This is a genomic window from Vibrio sp. Vb2131, from assembly GCF_033338535.1.
GTDB lineage: Bacteria > Pseudomonadota > Gammaproteobacteria > Enterobacterales > Vibrionaceae > Vibrio > Vibrio alginolyticus.
The window spans coordinates 407909-425426 of record NZ_JAWOSW010000001.1; the positions used below are offsets into that span (position 1 = coordinate 407909).

Sequence of the window (17518 nt, forward strand, 5' to 3'; positions counted from 1 at the left end):
AATGTTTTTTGTGAGTGAAAGCAAATTCTGAAGGATTAGAAAGTCAAAAATTGGTCAGTGAGAGAGAAATCTCATTTTTAACTGGCTAGCTCTAACCCTTTTGAGTTAAAGCTAGCTATATCTAGAGCTGAATGCATTTAGCGTAAGAGCCATTTTTTCAACGGTGAAGTGTCAATTGCTTTCACAAGCAGTATGGTTGCAACAATCGTTGCAGGATAAATAAACACATCTTTCGCGAGGTGTTGCAGCCCGATAAATCCAGCGACATTCATCATGACAATTATGATAAGCAGATGGCTAACATATATCCCTAACACGCTAGGAGATAGTTTGAAGACCCAAGGCATGTCGCCAAAATGAGGGTGAGCCAAAAGCCACATAAAGACACCTACAGCCCAGATAACAGTACCGAATAGGAAGTCGTGCGAGTTGAAAGCGATGTCATGTTGCATCAGCCAGTAAGCTTCACCAAAATGCAGTGCCATGCCAAGAATAATGCATCGAACCGTATTGTTTCTCGACCACCGCCACTGCGCTTCTCGTGCGAAATAACCTAGAGCAACTAGCAACGTGCTGAAAAAAGGCCCGTTACGAGTAAAGAAAGGCGCTGGCAGGTCGGTAATGGTCGCGTAACTGCCAGCAAAGACCCCGTATATGTATAGCAATACTGCAGTTGGCAGTATCAGTTGCACCATATTGATATGCACGAGAAAGGCAATTAACGCTACGGCAATGACCAGAGCCGGAATAAACCACAGATGAACGAGTCCGCCTTCGATGAGTGAATTGATCGGGGTTGACATTAAGTACCCCCAATAACCTTGCCTTTCGGCGAGATACCCTGCCTCAGCGACCGTCTGCCATTGGAATGGCATCAGTAAACTGATCATGCTCCAAATGAGCCAAACCTTCATTAACGGTTTGGGGTAGTTCTTAAGAGTATCGATAGGTGAGTGACTCAACTTCGGCTGGATTAGATAACCCGAGATGAGAAAGAACAGCGGAACAGCAAAACGAGCCAGTTGGTTGAGCATATAGCCAACCCATGGTATCCCATTCCACTGCCAGTACGTCAGTGCCATCTGGCAATGCAAACCCACAATCGCAAGCATCGCAATGATACGTGCAAACTCTAAGCTGGCTATTTTTTGTTTCTTTGCCATTACATTGTTTACCTAAATAAAAAACTTAGGTGAAAATAGCAGGTTGTTACTGAAGTAATACGTGAAAAAGTCAACAGACTTGCGCTTACATTGAAGCTGTTTTGAAAATTAAGACTTACTTCAAACTTCTTAATTATTAACCTATTAACGCAATCAATACCTGATTCGTGAGTCGAAAATAGCACTGAATAATGGTTAGACCAGTTAACTCGAGATTGCAAAAAAGAACGATCGTGCTAAAAATAAGACTATGCAAAAAGGAAAAGTGACAAAAGAGTTTATTCTGCAGCGGGCTTTTGAGATCGCCAGCGAAGACGGATTAGAAAGTCTTACGATTGGAGAGTTAGCCAAGCAATGCGGTATGTCGAAAAGTGGTCTGTTTGCCCACTTTAATTCGAAGTTGAATTTACAGCTATCGGTGCTTGATCACGCCAATAAAGTGTTCGCTGATCGGGTTATTGAGCCTGCTCGAGAACTCGGGGATGGCAATATCGAGCGTAAAATTAGAGGGTTGCTCGACTCTTGGATGACTTGGAATCACGCATTCCAAGGAAGTTGTATGTTTCTTGACGCTTGGAATGATACGGCAGATAAAGATTGCCCGCTTCAGGCCGGACTGCGTAAATCCATAGACACTTGGCTGAGCTATTTGGAGATCCAAATAACGAAAGGCAAAGAGAAGCAAGAATTTGCAGCAGACTTAGATACACGCCAAGCAACGTTTGATTTGTACGGTCTCTATTTGAGTGCGCATGTTTTTTACTCAATTAAAGGTGAGCAAGAAAGCTTGCGTCTGTTTTGGCAAGGGATCGACAACTTATTTTCTCGCTGGAAAGGCTAATATCGGTTATTCGCTTCCCAGATTCGTAGACATAAAATCACAAAGAGCGGCTGAGTTCGCTCTTTCTTATCAGCGTAAAAAGCACGACCGTTCTATTTTGTGCAAAGCTGATAGTTAAGGACATGATTATGAGTGAAAAAATTTACTTTAATACATCGCAACGTTTCAGTATTAAGCGCAGTTTGGTGAACATTAGTACTCGGTTACACCATACACTGGCCCCGTCACATGCAAAGAAGACCGCGCGCAAGCTTCTTCTGACACCTGCTCGTACGCAACCTAAAAATATTGAGCCTCAAGGGCTTATCAAAGGTGAAATTAAAGGGCATGCAGGCATCATCAAAACCTATACTTTGGGCTCTGGACCTATTTGGGTGCTAACTCATGGTTGGTCTGGAACGGCAAGTCAGTTTTATCCACTGATGGAACATATTGCGTCGAAAGGGTTTACTGCTTTGGCGTACGATCATCCGGCACATGGTGAGAGTGAGGGGCAGTATGGGCACATTCCGGGGTTTGTCAGAGGATTAGAAGATGTGTTGGATACGGTCGAGGATATTGTTGGCCTAGTTGGGCACAGCATGGGCACCGCTTCTGCTCTTGAGTGTAGGCACAGTAAATTAGAAAACAAGCCTTTGCTGCTTATTGCTCCGGTATTAAATTACGTAGAGAACTTATTCGGTAGCATTGCGCGTTCCGGTTACTCGATGAAGCTTTTTAATGCTGTGGTTTCAGAAGTTGAAGACCAATTTGGTTATCCGTTACAGTCCATTGATCCGATGAAGCGTTTGTCTGAGCGTCCGTCTCACACCATTATTATTCATGATGAGCAAGACAAGTTCACCAAATACAGTGTCTCGGCAAAAGCGGCTGAAGAGATTAAAAACGTTGAGTTAGTGACAACACAAGGTCAGGGGCATGGTCGAGTGATGAAGTGTGAGCAAGTCTTCAGTAGTTTTGACCGTTTGCTCGATAGTGCTTGGTAACCCTTACTTTTACTGATTGACTCGCTCCGTTTTGCGCTAATTCGATTTGAAAGTAACACCTCAGATTTTTTCGTCTCTGGTGTTGCTCTCCTCGTTAAGAGGTTAAATCCAAAAAGGACAGCCGAAGCTGTCCTTTGTTTATTTAGCAGAAAGTCTGCAAGGCTGAAATTAGTTACAGTTAGCTACGCCAACTTCTTTCCAAACGCCCCATTCGCCAGATTGGCTAGGATCGTCACCCTGAGTCCACCATTTCGCTTCCCACGTTTTACCTGCGTGAGTCACTTGGTTACCACCTGTGTACACTGCGCTCGCATCCCATGCGTTGTCACAAGTACCAGGGTTCGGATCGGTTGTGTGCTGTGCAACAACCACTGTCGCGCTTGCCGATGAAGACGCTTTACCGTCGCTCACACTTACAGTGAAGCTTAAGCTTGTGTCTTGCGGGTATTCCGCAGCAGTGAACGTGACTTTGGAGCCTTCAACCGTTGCATTCAGACCTTGAGGTAGAGTCCAGTTGAATGTCAGGGTATCGTTGTCTGCATCGCTAGACGCAGATGCATCTACAACCACAACGTCACCAGCGTTTGCTGTTGCTGGAGCAACAACTTGCGCTATTGGTGCGCTGTTCACTGGGTCAACAACACCTGCTGGTTTCACTGTTACTACAACGAGGTCAGATGCCGTTGCACCTTCGTTATCAGACACCGTCAGCTTGAAAGTTAATTGCTCTTCAACAGTAACTTCTGCTGCATCAAAGCTTGCTTTCGCTGAGTTTGCACCTGTTAGTGCCACTGCTGTGCCAGATACTTGTTCCCAAGCGTAGCTTGCGATGGTGCCGTCAGAGTCTTTTGACAGGCTGCCATCTAGAACCACATTTGCAGGACCTGTTACCGATTGATCTGCGCCAGCGGCTGCGGTTGGCTTACGGTTTGGTTGAGGAACCACACCACCAGCCATACCTTCGTGCATCGCGTTTAGAATGTCACCGTTATCCGCGTCAATTTCCCAAGAGAATAGACCAGCAAGACCAAGAGACTTCGCGTAGCTACCTTTTGCTAGCACTGAACGGTGGTCATCAAATGTGATCAACTCGCCCGTAGTACGGTTCCATACCCATGGTGCTTCTGCTTGTGCATCGTAGCCGTACTCGAAGCCGTTAATACCAGTGTTGTTTGCACCTAGCATGAATGACTTAATGCCTTTGTAGTCAATTACGCCATCTTCCCAAACACCTTGCGCTGTGCTGCCCTTCAGTTTACCTGTAGCAGTACCTGTCATTGGGTCGTTTGGATCGGTTAGCGTATCTGGAGTTACGCCTTCCCAGCCACGACCGTACATTGCTGTACCAAGTACTAGCTTGTTCGCAGGAACGCCTTGAGCAAGAAGAAGTTGGATGCCGTTATCTGCTGTGTAAGCAGGACCTTTGTACGGTTCGCCGTTCTCATCAACGCCACTACCGTCACACTGACCAGGACGCATGAATGAACCACAGTAAAGCGCAGTCTGGTGACCAGGAACGTTGTTCCAGCCGCCGTAGAAGTCGTAAGTCATTGCGAAGATGTAATCCATGTACTGAACCGCATCTGCGTAGTCTACGTCTTCAATCTTGTCGTAACCGACACCGATAGCGGACGTTAGCTCGTAAGTACGGCCTGTCTCAGCTTCTAATTCATCAAGCATTACGCGCAGTTCACGCATCAGTGCGATGTATGCTGGGCCATCGTTTACAGGGTCGCCCTTATCGGCTGCTGCACCGCCGCCGCCAGGGAATTCCCAGTCGATATCAACACCATCGTAGAATTTCCAAGTTTTCAGGAACTTCTTAACTGATGCGACGAATGTGTCTCGGTTTTTCTTGTCCACGAAATCGAAGAATGGGTCAGACAGTGTCCAACCACCGATCGATGGGATGATTTTTAGATCAGGGTTACGTTGTTTCAATGCCATTAGCATTGCGTAGTTACCCTTGATAGGCGTGCTGTATTCATGACCAGCTTGTGGGAAGCTCTTCTGATAAGCAGCCCAAGGGTCATGGATAACGACTTCATAATCAGGCACACCTGTACAAGCAGTTTGTAGCGCGTTGAAACTGTTGCCGCCAACAGACTTCACAGACTCATTTGGGCCACAAATTGGGATAAAACCGTAAAGGATGTGAGTCAAGTTGTCGACCGGCATATTATCGACTGTGTAGTCACGGCCATAGATGCCCCATTCAACAAAATACGTACCCATCACGACGCTTGGATCGGTATTGTAGGTTTTGTTGTTTGGATCAACATTCATCGTTAGTGGCTTCAGGTGAGAACCATCGGTATCTGCAATTGTGATTTCAGCTGGTGCGCTTTTCGCACAACCTGTCGCATCACATGCTTCGATTTCCATTTGGTATAAGCCACCTTGGCCGTATTCAAACGAAGCTGTCGTTTGGCTACCAGTGATAGGGCCGCTTGCTACTTTTACACCATCAAAATAGACGTTGTAAGTGTCACCAGGTGTGCCACTCCACTGGTTAAATTTAACAGTAATCTTCGCTTGCTCATGGTATTTCACCATGTCGTAGTAGCCTGACGTGGTTTCCATCGCGAGTTCAATTTTAGAAAACTGAAGGTTGTTGGAACCGTACATATCGATACTTGGTGCGGTTGGAGCCGCAACTGCAGCGCCTGATAGCGCTAAAGAAACTCCAGCTGCACATAGGTTAAATCGAATCATAACTTCTCTCTCAATCCTTGGATTCATGTTCTACCTAGAACATAGGCTGCTCTTGCACCAGATAAGATGATTGGATTTACTCCACGTGCAAAAGCATCACACTCAGCATTTCAGAGAGTTTTTTTTCGTCAAAAAAAATTAAGACGGTTTTCGAGGCACTTGAGAGAACTTAACTAAAACTCGCACTCTGTTACACAGAAAGTGTCAGACTGAGTCAATAATTTATAAAATCTCAGCAGAAACTAAAATTATTGTTTACTCAGTAACGAGTTAGTTAAATGCGATGAAGGCCTTATTTTGTTGTTTATTAAGGTTTTGTTTCATTGATATAGAAAGAGAATTGAAAGGAAAAATAGCCGTGAAGACGTATTAGTCACGGCTGAAGTGTTCACTCAACGCGGCGCGACGTTTAGAGGCTGCACCGGTTTCTGAGCCCTGAACGGTATGCTCAAATCCTTTACGAATGAATCGCTGATCTGGAATAAGAGGCTCAATACGGCGTATTTGAGGTGAAAGATGAGAGCCCGAGATCTGATACGCTGTCTTTCCTAATCCGGTATTCAACGTGATGACCTTGCCATCGAATTCAAATTCCGTCGTAATAAGTCGATGGTTTCGGTATACCCCATCTTCAGTGAAAACGAGACGTTCTGTTTGGTAGGGTGGCGCGCCAATCTCAATCCATTCGCCGTACACCTTTTCCGGATCAATGTGGTCTTGATAGGAGAGGTGGATTTGATAGCCAAAAAACGTCAACAGACCCATCCCGAAGCAGACAAATGTACTCGTGAGGATTTTGGATTGGTGGCGAGCCAAAAATGAAAGTTTTGGTTCTTGTCGTGCTTTTCGCCTTCGGCGAGTCGAGTCCGTCATAGATCTAATTTTCTCCACTTTTTTAACATGGTGGAAACCTTCCTTTTTAAAAACAAACAATCCCGCCATTGAGACGACGAAACTATGATCTAATGTCCACTTTTACATTCAGATACACATCTTATTGATGGTTTTGTTGTTTGCTCACATTCATTACTTCGCAGGTTTTCTTGCTCGGTTTAGGTCGCCTGATTAATCCTCGCGAAAAAAGGTTCTCGCTCAGTAGCAAAGGATGTGCGTTATTACGTTGAGTTTAATGGCTTTCAAAGCTTGAGTAACGGAAAGAAACAAGGTAAAAAAGAGCGGACTTTTGATAAGGAAACCAATAATGAATATTAAGGAAAATAGCTATTTTGCTGGTAGTGTAAAATCACTAGGCTTTAACCAGAAAGATCAGGATGTTAGCGTTGGTGTGATGCTTCCTGGTGAGTACACGTTTGGTACTCAAGCACCAGAGCGTATGACGGTTGTAAAAGGTGCGCTTGTGGTCAAGCGTGTTGGCGAGAGCGATTGGACGACTTATCAAAGTGGTGAGTTTTTTGAAGTGGAAGGTAATTCTTCATTTGAGCTTCAAGTGAAAGAAGCGACTGCGTATTTATGTGAGTACTTCTAGCGTTCATTTGTTGCTCGTCATAAAACCACCTTCGGGTGGTTTTTTCGTCTATGTGCTTCACTTATAACGCATCTTTTTGGTTATTTGGGTATATACTTAATAAAAATGTACCCATCGACCAGGGAGGAAGTGATGGCAGTACAACGCAAGCATTCTGATCTCCCTCCTCGTTACGAGGATAAAGATCTCACCAATGAGCAAAGACAGCGCTTTACCGAAGTTGCCAACGCCGCTCATAAGAGACGTGAATTTTATCGACGTGCTCTAGGGAAGAGCTTAATGGGCAAAATGAAGGGCCGTGCGTTTAAAGATCAACCCACTCGTCAGCAAGACAAGCCGAACAGAACGTTGCAAGTAGTGTGGTTAATCGTATTCCTCGTTGTGGGGCTTTGGGTGATGCATGTGTTCGCTTAGTCATTAGCAAGCTTCTGGTACCGCTGGTGCATCAGATGTTGACTGTTCTTCCGTATTGCAGTGCTCATAAAAGGCGTACTGGTTTTTACCAGTATGTTTAGCTGCGTACATTGCTTTATCTGCACATCGAGTCAATTCAGACAAATCCTTTGCATCTTGCTTATAGATAGCAGCACCTACACTCATCGTTAACTCGTTAATCATATCGTAGCTTCGGTAACCTGTCGGAAACAGATTTACGATCCGTTTTAGGATGCTGTCGAGGTCATCTTTACTTTTTACATCGTAAAGCATGATTACAAACTCGTCGCCCGCAAATCGAGCGATGGAGTAGTCGTGTTTATCTGTTTTTCTGTCTTTGTTGCGAATGTTATTTTTTAATCGAGTGGCGAAGGCTTGAAGTACTTGGTCACCAATATCGTGCCCGTAGGTGTCGTTGATGTGCTTGAAGTTATCGATATCGAGAAAAACCAAGGCGGTGATGCTGTCATCAGATGAGTGCTTGATTTCATCGAGCTTTGCGCGCGCCCAAGTCTCAAAGCTCCAGCGATTGGCAAGCCCAGTGAGCTGGTCAAAATATGCTAACTCCTCAATCCCCTCGCGATACAGTGTTTGAATGTAATTGAGGACTTTCGTGTAGTAATACGAGAACGTGTGACACACAAACGCGGTCGCTATCAGGGTCAGCATCAATCTCCGCTCTATGATTTCTGTGGCTGCTGGCAGTCGATCTAAAAAAGCGACCCCAAAAAAGATCAGTAAAATGTAGGTGCCACTGAACAACAGACCGACCTTAAACTCATTCATTAATACCAGAGTGGCGACAATAGGATATAGCCATAACATTTTGCCTGACGGAGCGTCGTTATACAGAAGTAACAATAACCCTTCGAACATTAAGACAGCACTTAGCCATAAGTCGGCGTATTGATGGTGCCGCTGGACTTTTATTACATAACTGATTGCTAAGCATGCCAAGGCACACAAAGCATGGAAAAAGCTTAAACCCCAGTTATTCTCAAGTGATTGAGCAATGGAACCATAAGTTAAACAGGCAGCGGCGATACTGGAGCATAAAAAGACAATTTTCTTTTTTCTTGTTGAGCGGATGTCCGCCATTTCTTCTAAGCGCGCCCCAGCCAATGTCGACATTACGTATCCTTGCTTAATTAACGTGTACGCTTATTCTAGGCGGTATTTTCGCGATAAATAGAACAACAAAGTTTCCAAATGTGATATCAGTCATTTTTAGTGCAAAGCCATCAGTGTGATTTGGTGCGAGTGTTCAAAGAGGAATGGTGGCGCATGCAGGTTTTCATGACGGTTCTTCATGGCTCTATATGGTTGGACTGATAATTCTAAGTAATGCATTTAGTTAGACATATTTCTATTGATTATCCTGATTCTGTTCGGTGCTCGTTGATTGAGAGTATTGTTCACCAATCTCTGCTCTACGTATCGTCAAGGCATATGTCGTTTCGAAAATGCATTAGAAATATTTTTCCGAAACAGGGCGAAATATTGTTGTCGTTATGACCAATATGCGACTAGAATCCGCGCTAAATCACAACCTCATATCGAGCTTCGTTCGAGTCACTATTTTTAAACTGCTTCACAAATATTGTGAGGCAGTTTTTAGTTGTAGGAAAGGTTACAAGCATGCCTAAAAGCCAAAACATCAACCAACGAATGTCCATCGTGGCATTAGCTTGGCCAATTCTTGTCGAAATTTTGCTACGGACGGCTTTAGGAACCAGTGACGTGTTCATGCTGAGTGGCTACTCAGACAAAGCCGTATCCGCTGTTGGTGTGATCACGCAGATTACCTTCTTTTTAATCATCGTTTCGACCTTTGTCAGTAGCGGTACGGGGATTTTGATTGCCCAATACAATGGCGCTGGACGCGAGCAAGAGTCAGTGAGCGTTGGTGTTGCGAGTATTGCGTTGTCTGTGCTCGTCGGTGTGCTATTGAGTGTGATTGCCGTGCTTGGTGCGATATATCTACTCCCGTATTACGGCTTGGAAGCGCAAGTTGAGCAGTACGCTCATGAATATCTGCTGATAAGTGGTGCGATGACGTTCAACGTTACGATAGGTATAGTCTTTACGACCATTCTGCGTAGCCATGGCTATTCACGCTCCCCAATGGTGGTGAACTTGATCTCGGGTGTGTTCAACATCATTGGTAACTATATTGCGCTTTACCAGCCATTCGGTTTACCTGTGTATGGTGTGCAAGGTGTAGCAATAGCAACCGTCGTCAGCCAAGTCATCGGTACGTTAATGTTATGGTTTATTCTCGCTCGCAGCAGCATTGAACTACCGATGTCGACCATGAAACAAGTGCCCGCAGAGATTTACAAAAAGATCTTAAAAATCGGCGGCATGAACGCGGGTGAGGTGCTGTCTTACAACGTGGCGCAAATCTGCATTGTATACTTTGTGGTGCAAATGGGGACGGCATCGTTGGCGGCTTTCACTTATGCGCAAAACATTGCCCGTTTCTCGTTTGCTTTCGCGCTGGCAATTGGTCAGGCTGCGCAAATTCAGACCGGTTACTACATCGGTAAAGGTTGGGTGAGTAGCATTTTAAAACGCGTACAAATCTACTTCTTAGTGGGATTTGTGGCATCAACGGCGGCAACCACACTGATTTACCTGTTTAGAGAAGAGATTCTACGCGTATTTACCGATCAACCGGAAATACTCGCATTGGCAAGTTCGTTAGTCATGGGCTCAATTTTGCTCGAAGCTGGACGTGTGTTTAACCTGATTTTTATCGCGGGGCTCAAAGGCGCGGGTGACATCAAGTTCCCAGTGCAAATGGGGATTTTGAGTATGTGGGGATTAGGCGTGCTTTTCTCTTACATCTTTGGCATCCACTTGGGTTATGGCGTTTTAGGGGCTTGGATGGCAATCGCACTCGATGAATGGGTACGTGGTATCATCATGGCAAGACGTTGGCGCTCTCAGGTGTGGACCAAGTTTAAGGTGAGCTAACGGTTTTCGGTATTGCGCATCACGCTTATTCTGTTGTTAGAAAACAAAAAAGGCACTGATAGTCAGTGCCTTTTTGTTACTTAAAATCGGGAAGACGTTAGAATTCGCACTCAGCTTGGAACACCATACGCTCTTTGCTGTATGGATGATCCAGCTCTAGCATCTCAGCATGCAGGTGTAAGCGATTCGATTTTTCGCCGTATAAACCATCACCAACCATCGGCATGTTTAACCCCATGTGATGAGCACTGTGTACACGTAGTTGGTGAGTTCGCCCGGTTTTCGGATACATGTATACCTTGCTGCGTCCATCTTTGACTTCAATCAGTTGCCAGTAGGTTTCTGCATGTTTCCCGTGTTCAAAACACACCAGTTGACGTGGGCGGTCGTCTGGGTCACCACGCATTGGCAGTGAAATTTCCCCTTCAGGCTCGTTTAATACGCCTTCGAGCAGTGCCATATAACGTTTTTGTACGCCGCGAGCCAGAAACTGTTTTTGCAGGCTTTTGTTCGCGCGTTTAGTTAAGGCAAACACCAAAATGCCAGAGGTCGCCATGTCGAGGCGATGAATCACAAACGGCCCTTCCACATCAGGGAACATCGCTTGTAGGCGTGTATAAGCAGAGTCCTTGATAGTTTTACCTGGCACTGAAAGTAAGCCCGAGGGCTTGTTGACGACGACCATAGCGTCGTCTTGGTAGATTATCTCTAGCTCTTTGTCTTCTGCCCAATTCTCCGCCAATGGGTTAGGTTCGACATCCAGTCCTTGCATCATATGGCCCAAAATCGGCTGACATTTGCTATTACACGATGGGTAGAACTTTTTGTGTTGGCGAACTTCAGACTTTGGCGACACACCCCACCAAAATTCTGCCAACGCCAGCGGTTTGAATCCGTATTTAAACGCGTATTGAAGCAGTTTTGGCGCAGCACATTCCCCTGCACCTGCGGGTGGTACTGGGTTTGTGGTGTCCGCAAAAATGTCCACCAAGTCGCGTGTTTCGCCATGGCTGTTTAGAAAGCGGTACTGTTTATGCAGTTTGTGCTGTAAAGCATTCGAGAGTGTTTTGCGCTGCTCTTTCAGATGAGCAAGTTGCTGCTCTAACTCGGCCAAGCGCGCTTCTTTGATTGCAAGCTTTTCATCCCACGCTTGCTTTAAGTATTTGAGAACGTTTTTCTCGGCGACACTTTGCTTACCCAACTCATCCAACAAGATTTTGAGATCATCGGCATTGAGCGTTTGCTCGCCCTGTTGGCGCTGTCGCTTGCGTGCTGCTCGGCCATCAATCATCACTTGGCGCTGTGTTTGCTCCTCTTGCTGATAAGCGGCTCGGTCGGCTTGGATTTGCGCTTTAATATCCGCTAATTCCGGATTCGCGGCACAGGTTTTGTACTCCGCATTGGCGGCGTTGATGGCATCCGTTTCTGCGCGGAAGAAGCCTTCATCGGTCAGCATGTCGTACACAGGAGGGACAAATCCTGGAATCAAGTTTTGGTCAGCAATTTTGCCAGAAAACGCACTTAAAAAGCCGAGATCGCCTTGAGAGCTTTCTACTAGTAATACGCCAAACATTTTGCCTCGCCCCGTTTCTTCATTAACCAAACCAAAATCGTGTTCGAAGTCGGTTTGTGCTAATAAATGCTGTTGCAATTGCTTTGCGGCCATAACGCAAAGAGGATGCGGCGTGTAGTAGAACGGAAACGTAAACTGCGTTGGTAATTCATAGTCAGAAGTATCAGCAGTAAAACGAGTAAAACAATGTTCAGGCGAGTGCATGGTGGGTATCCGCGCGAGTAAAAAATCGAGCGAGGATTGTACCTGTTTGAGTCAGGATTGCCATGTCGGTGTTGGCACTCGCTCTTGGATTAAGAACAAGAGCGAGTGGGGAAGAGCTTATTGCAGTTTTTGTAATGCAAGCTTCCACTGTGCCGGTTTGTCGTAGTAGGCCGAGTGCGGCAAGGTCAAGTACTCGCCAGTTACTTCTGCAATCAGGGTTGGATAACCACCAACGTGCAACTGGCGCATCAATTGTCGGCTAGTGCGAATTCTCTCACCTAGTTCGGCTTCGCTTAACGTCATGTTTTGCTCCCACGCATCACTTGCTAAACCTAGCGATTCTGCAATGGCTTTGAGCGTCGATGCTTCATTCACTTTTAACCCGAGCTGATAATGCGCAGATTGGATGGCCTTTAGCATGTGCCATGGATTCAGCCCCATTTTCTCCGCACTCAAGATCGCTTGTGTGGGTAGATAAGAATCAAGAACAAACGCATCTTCGCTTTTCACGCGTTGCAGATATGCTTCACCAAACGTTGCTCCGGTTTCGGTTGAGATACGAGCGTCACTGTTGATGATGTGCTGACGAAATTCAGATTCAATCGCGCGTTTCTCAATCATACCGCCGGGATGAAGCTCTACCTTAAATTGAGAGGTGTCCATCAAGGCTTCGATGAGTGGTGATGCCCCGTAGCACCAACCACACATGGGATCGAAGAAGTAATGCACGGTTACCATGACATTTCACCAGTATGCACTTTTGCACCGATTTTTAGCGCGATTGGCAATTGAGCTTCTGGGTATTTCGCTGACATGGTGTCAATGAGTTGAGCGCTGTTATTGCTGTGTTTTTTCGCTTGCTGAAAATCCTGCAAGTATTGTTGCGAGTAGCGAATGGTGTCTGCGTTCAGCTTTGTGCCTGCTTTCATGTGACCAGGAATGACTACTTGAGGTTTAAGCGCAAGCATCTCGCTAAGTTGCTGCTCCCAAGCATTGATGGCGGTTTGGTCAGCGGCATCTGCCATCCACAAATGTACGTTTGAGTACACGGCTACGTTACCTAGAATCGCTTTGTTATCTGGAATCCATAGGTAAGGGCGGTGTGCTGATGTGCCATGGTTACCACGAATTTCAATCTTATGACCTTCTAGCTCCAATGATGCTTTATCGTACGCGACAGGGATCACTGGTTTTACCGGTGCGTTTGCGCCAAGCTTTGGTCCCCAGTACGCCAGCTTTCCAGCCAATTTCTCTTTAATAATTTTTTGAACCGCAGGCGTTGTGATGATCTGTGCATCAGGGAACTGTTGGTGTAAGGCCTCTGCGCCAAAGTAGTAATCTGGGTCCGCTTGACTGATAAAAATGGTTTTAAGTGTTTTGCCTGAGTCCAGAACTTTAGCGGCAATGCGCATCGCGTCAGCTTTGGTGAATCCAGTGTCGATAACCATGGCGTCAGTCTCACCGTATACCAAGGTTGAGTTTACGTGGAAGCTGTTACCGTCGGCGTTGTAAACCTCAAGAGTAAGGGGAGAGTGGTTTGCCGCTAGGACAGGGTTTGCCATTAAAACGGATGCAGCAATCAAAGTGAATTTTTTCATAATAAGCTCCTAAAGAATTTGGGGCCAAGCGACGATGGCTTGGGAACGGGAGCTATATTAGGAAATTGATACGCTCGGAAAAATACACAATAATGTGCATCACTATTTCTTATTTCGAGCAAATGTATGGACAGAGTAACGGCAGCAAAAGTGTTTGTGGATGTGGTGTATTCTGGCAGTTTTACCGCGACCGCAGAGCGGTTAGACATGTCTCGGCCAATGGTAACTCGTTATGTAGAGGCGATGGAGAACTGGCTGCAAACTCGTTTGTTACACCGCACCACGCGCAAGGTGTCCCTCACCACCGCAGGGGAGCGCAGCTTGCCTCAGATTGAGCGCTGGTTAAAACAGGCCGATACATTAACGTCGAACATTGCCGTTGATGGTGAGCTGTCCGGAAAAATCCGTCTTGCGTCTAGTACTTCATTTGGATTCTCACAGTTGATCCCCGTAGTAAACAGTTTTATGCAAAAGCACCCCAAAGTGTATATCGACATAGATCTGCAAGATTCAGTGAGTGATCTAACCGAACAACGCATCGATCTGGCGATCCGAATTGCGTCAGATCCCGATCCTTCTTTGATTGGTAAGCCGATTGCGGTGTGCGAATCGGTGTTGGTAGCATCACCGCAATATTTACAAACTCACCACGCGATCGCGCATCCGCGAGATTTATCTTCACACGACTGTTTGGGATACAAAAACTTTGAGCGTCACGTGTGGCATTTGTCTCAGGGCGACCAGTTCGAATCGGTGGGAATTGAGTGTCGCCTAACCAGCAATGAGGCCACGGCGCTATTGCATGGCGCTTTACAAGGCATGGGTATTTCGATGTTGCCAACTTATTTGAGCAATATCTATCTCAAATCGGGTCAGCTTGAGTCGGTGTTGCCGGATTGGAAGCCAAATGATCTCAACATTTACGCGCTGTATTCATCACGTAAACACTTGTCTCCTGCGGTGAGAGCTTTCATCGATCACAGTGAAGATTACTTTAAACAGCACCCTTGGTGAATGCGAAAAGCGTCGTCATCCCGACTTGAGATTCATACAAGATCCTGTACCTTACATGGATATATTTTCGCAGCATCATTTAGAGTTTTCGTTAATGTCACAAGTTTGCATCAAATTTATTGCTTCCGATATGGATGGCACATTGCTTGACCAGTACGGTCGTTTGGATCCAGAGTTTTTCGATCTGTTTTTGCAACTGGAAGAGCAAGGCATTTTGTTCTCCGCTGCGTCTGGTCGTCAGTATTACAGCCTACGAGACACGTTCGCGCCAATCAAAGACAGACTGTTGTATGTGGCTGAAAACGGCACCTTGGTGATGTACCAAGACAAAGAGCTCTACAGTTGTACCATTCCTAAAGCGGAAGTGTTGGAGATTGTGAAAGCGGCTCGTGAGATTGACGGGGCGAACATCGTATTGTGTGGCAAGCGCTCGGCGTACATCGAAACGCATGATCAGCAATCGCTGGAAGAATTTCAAAAGTACTACCACCGCTGTGAATATGTGCCGGATTTGCTTGAGGTCGAAGACGAGTTTATTAAGGTAGCAATTTGTCACTTTGACGGTTCGGAAGAGCTCCTGTTTCCGACCATGAACGCGAAGTTTGGCGCAACGCATAAAGTCGTGGTGAGTGCAAAAATCTGGCTGGATGTGATGAATGCCGAGGCCTCTAAAGGTGCGGCCATTCAGCATCTTCAAGAGACGATGAATTTTACTCCGGCAGAAACCATGACGTTTGGTGATTACCTCAATGACCTCGAAATGCTGCAAGTCAGTGAGCATTCGTACGCGGTTGCCAACGCGCACGAAGAGATTAAGAAAATTGCTCGTTATTCTGCGCCAAGCAACCAAGAGGCTGGGGTACTCAAAGTGATTAAAGAGAAAGTGTTAGCGAAGTAACGCTCATTTATTCGATGTTATTTTCTTCTTCACGTAAAAAGCCCCGCAGTGTATGCGGGGCTTCGTTTTTTTTGTGTGTGTGGTGGGAGGGGGTAGTAATGTTCCCGTTTTAGCGTACGTACTTGGCGGTTGCGCTGACTAAAAAGTGTTGCAATTTCCCGTCTGATTTTGGCACCCACAAGTCGTTATGATAATGGTAAATACGGCCATTGATGGTCACAGACAAGGTATTATCACCCGTTTGCTCCATGCGAATAAACTGATCCGAAGTGACCAAAAACGGCTCTTGCTCTTCAATGCTCTGGCCCGTTGCCAATACGAAGTAGCCGAATCGGTTGCCAGCATCCGGATCGGTTGAGTAGATTCGATGTCCAACGAGGCTGTAGTCGTCGTTGAGTGCCTGCTCAAGCGTTTTTTGCCCGATGGTTTCGTGCGATGGAATAAATACCCAAGCCAACACACCTGCCGCAATGACTGCCAGTAGAAGCAGTACTTGCATGAACTTTCTCATCATATATACCGTTTAACGTTGAAATTTCATTTTGTACATGCGCTTATCCGCTATGCTGATAAGAAAGTCAACATTGTCACTGTCTTTAGGGTATTGCGCTAAGCCCATGCTTGTTGAAAGTGTTGAGACTTTATCGGAGTTTAATATTTGTGCATCAAAGACGGTATTTATCTGCTCACGTACGTTCTCTTCATTGAGATGTTCACCTTCAAGGATAACCGCGAACTCATCTCCTCCCATGCGATAAACAGTAAAATCATTGAGTGCCATAGAATTAAGCCGCCTAGCGATTTCCCGCAGTACAGTGTCGCCAACTTGGTGTCCGTGTGTGTCGTTGACTTCTTTAAAACCATTTAAATCTAGAATCCAGAGAGAAAAGGGCCTTTTTTCTTGAGTAAATTTGTTTAGGGTTATGAATAGTGCATTGCGGTTCCCTAGGTTCGTCAAAGGGTCGCTGAGCGCCAATTTTCTATGAAAATGGGATTCACGATAAAAGAAATAAGTTAGAGAGATAATCGACAAAACGAACGTCGCAAACAACATATATTGTGCTTGCATTAAGCGCTGGGTTTGACCTTTTTGTGCTTCATAAGCTTTACTGCTTAGGCGGAAGTTTTGATTAACGAAGTCTATTAAGCCTAAATATAGTGTTTGAGTTGAACGATAAAATGCAGCAGCAGCTTGGCTGTCACCTGTTCTAGCTTCTACTAGTTGTTTTTCTAGCTCTTTGAACTCTTCAAAAAGATTAATGAAGTAAAGGTGCATGTTGTTCCGAGAAAAGAACTTATTGGCTTTCGTGCTACTGGTCAATAAGTCAAAGCGACTCCACGCTAACTCGTATTGAAGCTCTGCACCATCAATATTCAATACGTTTTCATCTAACCGTCTGGCCTCGCCGACAAGTTCTGATAGTTCTTTGGAGAGTTGGAATAAAAACCAAGTCGCTTGTTTTTGTTCGTTATTAAAATTTTGTGAGAGTGAACGTGTTTGCTGTAAAAGCACGACATTCGCGAGAAGCAAAGAAACGGCAAACACCACCAGCAGCATTTTGCTGGTGGTAGAATATTGCAATAGTCTTTGTTTCTTAGAATAGGGTTCTGATAACTTCATTCTTA

Annotated in this window: 16 protein-coding genes; 7 read left to right on the plus strand and 9 right to left on the minus strand. The window is 45.5% G+C overall.

Translation table 11 applies throughout. The features are described 5' to 3' along the window. Window positions 1-137: 137 nt before the first annotated feature. A complete protein-coding gene (locus R7E38_RS01780) occupies window positions 138-1163 on the minus strand; it encodes an acyltransferase (protein ID WP_115386894.1) in 1026 nt (341 codons plus the stop codon). A gap of 250 nt (window positions 1164-1413) precedes the next feature. On the opposite strand from R7E38_RS01780, the gene R7E38_RS01785 reads away from it, so the two are divergent. Next, a complete protein-coding gene (locus tag R7E38_RS01785; RefSeq protein WP_047102492.1) occupies window positions 1414-2004 on the plus strand; it encodes a TetR/AcrR family transcriptional regulator in 591 nt (196 codons plus the stop codon). A 128-nt stretch (window positions 2005-2132) separates the two neighbouring features. Beyond that, a complete protein-coding gene (locus R7E38_RS01790; RefSeq protein ID WP_017633823.1) occupies window positions 2133-2990 on the plus strand; it encodes an alpha/beta hydrolase in 858 nt (285 codons plus the stop codon). Window positions 2991-3158: 168 nt separating this feature from the next. Here R7E38_RS01790 and R7E38_RS01795 read toward each other — a convergent pair whose 3' ends face one another. Continuing rightward, window positions 3159-5705: a glycosyl hydrolase family 18 protein gene (locus R7E38_RS01795; RefSeq protein WP_226084115.1), complete on the minus strand. Its 2547-nt coding sequence runs from the start codon at window positions 5703-5705 to the stop codon at window positions 3159-3161. A gap of 369 nt (window positions 5706-6074) precedes the next feature. After that, window positions 6075-6578, minus strand: a complete 504-nt coding sequence (locus R7E38_RS01800; RefSeq protein ID WP_226084114.1) for a DUF2850 domain-containing protein — start codon at window positions 6576-6578, stop codon at window positions 6075-6077. A gap of 328 nt (window positions 6579-6906) precedes the next feature. On the opposite strand from R7E38_RS01800, the gene R7E38_RS01805 reads away from it, so the two are divergent. After that, window positions 6907-7191 carry a pyrimidine/purine nucleoside phosphorylase gene (locus R7E38_RS01805; RefSeq protein WP_005383244.1) on the plus strand — a complete coding sequence of 95 codons (285 nt, stop codon included), beginning with the start codon at window positions 6907-6909 and terminating at the stop codon, window positions 7189-7191. A gap of 132 nt (window positions 7192-7323) precedes the next feature. Continuing rightward, entirely contained in the window at window positions 7324-7605 is a 282-nt protein-coding gene (locus R7E38_RS01810) for a hypothetical protein (RefSeq protein ID WP_154204117.1), read from the plus strand. Window positions 7606-7608: 3 nt separating this feature from the next. Here R7E38_RS01810 and R7E38_RS01815 read toward each other — a convergent pair whose 3' ends face one another. Beyond that, window positions 7609-8757, minus strand: coding sequence for a GGDEF domain-containing protein (locus R7E38_RS01815; protein WP_226084113.1), 1149 nt, complete (start codon window positions 8755-8757; stop codon window positions 7609-7611). A gap of 507 nt (window positions 8758-9264) precedes the next feature. On the opposite strand from R7E38_RS01815, the gene R7E38_RS01820 reads away from it, so the two are divergent. After that, window positions 9265-10605: an MATE family efflux transporter gene (locus R7E38_RS01820; protein WP_226084112.1), complete on the plus strand. Its 1341-nt coding sequence runs from the start codon at window positions 9265-9267 to the stop codon at window positions 10603-10605. A gap of 97 nt (window positions 10606-10702) precedes the next feature. Here R7E38_RS01820 and R7E38_RS01825 read toward each other — a convergent pair whose 3' ends face one another. The 3 genes from R7E38_RS01825 to R7E38_RS01835 all read right to left on the minus strand — a co-directional run bounded on the left by R7E38_RS01825 (window position 10703) and on the right by R7E38_RS01835 (window position 13980). After that, window positions 10703-12382 (minus strand): RluA family pseudouridine synthase, encoded by a 1680-nt coding sequence (locus R7E38_RS01825; RefSeq protein WP_226084111.1) that lies wholly within the window; start codon window positions 12380-12382, stop codon window positions 10703-10705. 117 nt (window positions 12383-12499) lie between these two features. Continuing rightward, on the minus strand, window positions 12500-13120 hold the full coding sequence (locus tag R7E38_RS01830; RefSeq protein ID WP_154204120.1) for a DsbA family protein: 621 nt from the start codon (window positions 13118-13120) through the stop codon (window positions 12500-12502). Further along, on the minus strand, window positions 13114-13980 hold the full coding sequence (locus tag R7E38_RS01835) for an MBL fold metallo-hydrolase (RefSeq protein ID WP_226084110.1): 867 nt from the start codon (window positions 13978-13980) through the stop codon (window positions 13114-13116). The genes R7E38_RS01830 and R7E38_RS01835 overlap by 7 nt, the downstream gene beginning before the upstream one ends. Window positions 13981-14106: 126 nt before the next feature. Here R7E38_RS01835 and R7E38_RS01840 point away from each other — a divergent pair, with 126 nt between their 5' ends. Then, window positions 14107-14994, plus strand: coding sequence for a LysR family transcriptional regulator (locus R7E38_RS01840; protein ID WP_017633830.1), 888 nt, complete (start codon window positions 14107-14109; stop codon window positions 14992-14994). A 94-nt stretch (window positions 14995-15088) separates the two neighbouring features. Next, entirely contained in the window at window positions 15089-15892 is an 804-nt protein-coding gene (locus R7E38_RS01845; protein ID WP_042522338.1) for a Cof-type HAD-IIB family hydrolase, read from the plus strand. Between the two features lie 109 nt (window positions 15893-16001). Here the strand turns inward: R7E38_RS01845 and R7E38_RS01850 are convergent, their stop codons facing one another. Next, window positions 16002-16391 carry a hypothetical protein gene (locus tag R7E38_RS01850; RefSeq protein ID WP_017633832.1) on the minus strand — a complete coding sequence of 130 codons (390 nt, stop codon included), beginning with the start codon at window positions 16389-16391 and terminating at the stop codon, window positions 16002-16004. A gap of 24 nt (window positions 16392-16415) precedes the next feature. Continuing rightward, on the minus strand, window positions 16416-17513 hold the full coding sequence (locus R7E38_RS01855; RefSeq protein ID WP_226084109.1) for a GGDEF domain-containing protein: 1098 nt from the start codon (window positions 17511-17513) through the stop codon (window positions 16416-16418). Window positions 17514-17518 lie beyond the last annotated feature (5 nt).

What these genes read in the sequence shown, in the direction of transcription:
- R7E38_RS01780 (WP_115386894.1), bottom strand. Translation starts at nt 1,163, where the DNA reads ATGGCAAAGAAACAAAAAATAGCCAGCTTAGAGTTTGCACGTATCATT.
- R7E38_RS01785 (WP_047102492.1), top strand. Translation starts at nt 1,414, where the DNA reads ATGCAAAAAGGAAAAGTGACAAAAGAGTTTATTCTGCAGCGGGCTTTT.
- R7E38_RS01790 (WP_017633823.1), top strand. Translation starts at nt 2,133, where the DNA reads ATGAGTGAAAAAATTTACTTTAATACATCGCAACGTTTCAGTATTAAG.
- R7E38_RS01795 (WP_226084115.1), bottom strand. Translation starts at nt 5,705, where the DNA reads ATGATTCGATTTAACCTATGTGCAGCTGGAGTTTCTTTAGCGCTATCA.
- R7E38_RS01800 (WP_226084114.1), bottom strand. Translation starts at nt 6,578, where the DNA reads ATGACGGACTCGACTCGCCGAAGGCGAAAAGCACGACAAGAACCAAAA.
- R7E38_RS01805 (WP_005383244.1), top strand. Translation starts at nt 6,907, where the DNA reads ATGAATATTAAGGAAAATAGCTATTTTGCTGGTAGTGTAAAATCACTA.
- R7E38_RS01810 (WP_154204117.1), top strand. Translation starts at nt 7,324, where the DNA reads ATGGCAGTACAACGCAAGCATTCTGATCTCCCTCCTCGTTACGAGGAT.
- R7E38_RS01815 (WP_226084113.1), bottom strand. Translation starts at nt 8,757, where the DNA reads ATGTCGACATTGGCTGGGGCGCGCTTAGAAGAAATGGCGGACATCCGC.
- R7E38_RS01820 (WP_226084112.1), top strand. Translation starts at nt 9,265, where the DNA reads ATGCCTAAAAGCCAAAACATCAACCAACGAATGTCCATCGTGGCATTA.
- R7E38_RS01825 (WP_226084111.1), bottom strand. Translation starts at nt 12,382, where the DNA reads ATGCACTCGCCTGAACATTGTTTTACTCGTTTTACTGCTGATACTTCT.
- R7E38_RS01830 (WP_154204120.1), bottom strand. Translation starts at nt 13,120, where the DNA reads ATGGTAACCGTGCATTACTTCTTCGATCCCATGTGTGGTTGGTGCTAC.
- R7E38_RS01835 (WP_226084110.1), bottom strand. Translation starts at nt 13,980, where the DNA reads ATGAAAAAATTCACTTTGATTGCTGCATCCGTTTTAATGGCAAACCCT.
- R7E38_RS01840 (WP_017633830.1), top strand. Translation starts at nt 14,107, where the DNA reads ATGGACAGAGTAACGGCAGCAAAAGTGTTTGTGGATGTGGTGTATTCT.
- R7E38_RS01845 (WP_042522338.1), top strand. Translation starts at nt 15,089, where the DNA reads ATGTCACAAGTTTGCATCAAATTTATTGCTTCCGATATGGATGGCACA.
- R7E38_RS01850 (WP_017633832.1), bottom strand. Translation starts at nt 16,391, where the DNA reads ATGCAAGTACTGCTTCTACTGGCAGTCATTGCGGCAGGTGTGTTGGCT.
- R7E38_RS01855 (WP_226084109.1), bottom strand. Translation starts at nt 17,513, where the DNA reads ATGAAGTTATCAGAACCCTATTCTAAGAAACAAAGACTATTGCAATAT.